The organism is Wolbachia endosymbiont of Pentidionis agamae, assembly GCF_036711655.1.
Classification (GTDB): Bacteria; Pseudomonadota; Alphaproteobacteria; order Rickettsiales; family Anaplasmataceae; genus JAZHPY01.
In genome coordinates this window covers 1-2,382 of sequence record NZ_JAZHPY010000116.1, presented here as the reverse complement: position 1 = coordinate 2,382, position 2,382 = coordinate 1, and the positions used below count along the sequence as shown (strand labels likewise).

The window sequence follows — 2,382 nt, the reverse complement described above, 5'->3', positions numbered from 1 at the left end:
GATAAATACCGAAGTTTTGATTTGAGGTTCAAGCTGGAATTTACAATCTGGATATAAGTTATGCAAGAGGTCTAATATGTTTTTTTGGCTTTCCTGTTTTTTGTGATTCAAGATGTCGCTTCAAAATCTCCAATTCTTTATATCACTTGAGTACATCTTAATCTCACCTTTTTATCACTTTTATATCATATTTTACTTACCTTTCAGACAGTCTGTAGATATCTTTTTTTAATCTATTTGATTCAGTAATCCCTATTATTTTATAGCAAATTTTATAATATAAAATTATGGTTTATAAAATAATATATTCATCATATAATCTTTTTATTTAGATTTATATGATAGTACTTATTACGAATGATGACGGTTTCTCAAGTTCAGGAATAAGGTTGTTAAGAGAGGTTGCTTTAGGTTTTGCATCAGAAGTGTGGATAGTAGCACCATGTAATGATAGAAGTGGATCAGCAAGATCAATAAAGTATCTGATAGAAAACTCTCTTGAAATAAATAAGCATGATGATAAAGAATTTAGTGTGCTTGGAACTCCTGTAGAATGCGTTATTGTTGCATTACATAAGCTCATGAAAAAGAAACCAGATTTGATTCTATCTGGAATAAATTATGGATCAAATATTGGGGATGAGGTATGTTATTCAGGTACAATTGGTGCAGCAATGGAAGGTGCAGCACGGCTTATATCTTCAATTGCACTGAGTCAAGCGTATAATGGTCAAATAAGCTGGGTTCCTAGTCAAACCTATGCACTAAAAGTAATCAATGCATTACTCAAACAAGGTTGGCCAAACGATGTAGTAATGAATGTAAACTTTCCTAGTACTAAAACAATAACAGGAGTTCAATTTATTGAACAAGGAAAGTTTGATATCAATCCAGACTTTGCCTTGGATACAAGTAATAGTGATTATAATTTAGGTTGGTATAAAAATAACACAGATAATAGTGCAACATTAATTAACAAAGGTTTTATTACCATAACTCCAATGAAATCTGACTTTACAGATTATAATACTCTGAATGATTTTAAGAAATTAAAAACATTTATATCTTAAATTAAGAATACTTTTGTTTATTATCATATGTTATATTTATCTAATTTTCAATAGACCTCTTTCAAAACCTGTAACTTTAAATTCATATCCTATATTAAGTTGACCATGTTACGGTTGTTGAACTTTCAGACCTATTGCCTGCTTTGTATTAACATACTCTATCAGGAGTATACGTAACACCAGCTGCAGCGGAAGCCCTATAATGTGTCTATACTGCAGGCTACTATAGGTTTTGCATTTACCTACAGTAGCTGATAAAATTTCTACTCTCTAATCTGAGATTTAGATGTACTTGCTACTTGATGTTCCTGCAACTGCAGCATCTGAGATTTTAGAATTTGGAGTTTGAGTTTTTTCCTCTGAAACAGTATCCGTTAAATTAACTGCTATAGGTTGAATTTTCGCTTCTTCTTGCACGCTAGGAGTAGAAGAGCTATTTGCTACTGTAGGTTGAGTTTTAGTTTGCTCTTTTGATTCATCAATATCTGATATAAATTGAGTTTCAACTTCTTCTCCATGAACGTTAGAAGTAGATGTATTTTCTATAGGCTGGTTAGTTATTGCATGGTTGATTTCTACATTTTTAATTGGAGCAGTATCCATTAACTGATTAATATCTATCTCTAAATATTTAATTTTAGTGTCCTCTTTTAATTTACTAAGATGTTTTATTAAAGATTCAGGCTTAATTTTTAATGTCTGGATCAATGACATATCGTGAAGTGTTGGAATAGATACTTTAGAAACATCATAATTAACTTCAACTTTTGGCATGAAATGACCTTCAAATATTGAAGACATTACAGACTGGAATTTATGTTCATTTTTTTGTACAAACTCAACAATTTCATTGTACTGCATGATTTGTAATTCTATATTCTTACCATCAAATAAATAGTTAACAATAAGCTTATTATTTTTAATAAAGATATATTTTTTTACTTCATTAATCTTATCAATTAAAATATCAGCGTAGTGTGGATATTTTTTCTTTAATTCTTCCTGTTCTTGATCTAGTATGCCTTTATGCTTACACCACAAATTTACTAATTTATCTAAATTTTTCTCTTCTAAAATCTCATATAGTGTAGAATCTCCAATTTTTATATTTTCGAGCTCTATTAACTCTTTTTTGCATTGTGCATAATAAGAATTTAGGTCAGAATTATTTTCTATAATTTCTTTGTTTTTCTTAAATCCCTCATTATTCACAATATTTGGGTTAAAAATTTCTAATTTTGCAATATACTTCACAAGTAATTTTTTGGTTTCTAAACCTTTTGCAACATATAAAGGAGTGTAATTCCATCTA

The 2,382-nt window shown here is 29.4% G+C and carries 1 protein-coding gene and 1 pseudogene; one reads left to right on the top strand and one right to left on the bottom strand.

Annotation, left to right across the window (positions count from 1 at the left end; all coding sequences use genetic code 11):
* Nucleotides 1-338 precede the first annotated feature (338 nt).
* Nucleotides 339-1,070 (top strand): 5'/3'-nucleotidase SurE, encoded by a 732-nt coding sequence (gene surE / locus V6U76_RS05115; RefSeq protein ID WP_333024052.1) that lies wholly within the window; start codon nt 339-341, stop codon nt 1,068-1,070.
* Nucleotides 1,071-1,352: 282 nt separating this feature from the next.
* Here the strand turns inward: surE and V6U76_RS05110 are convergent.
* Nucleotides 1,353-2,382: pseudogene (locus V6U76_RS05110) on the bottom strand (hypothetical protein); the annotation flags it as partial.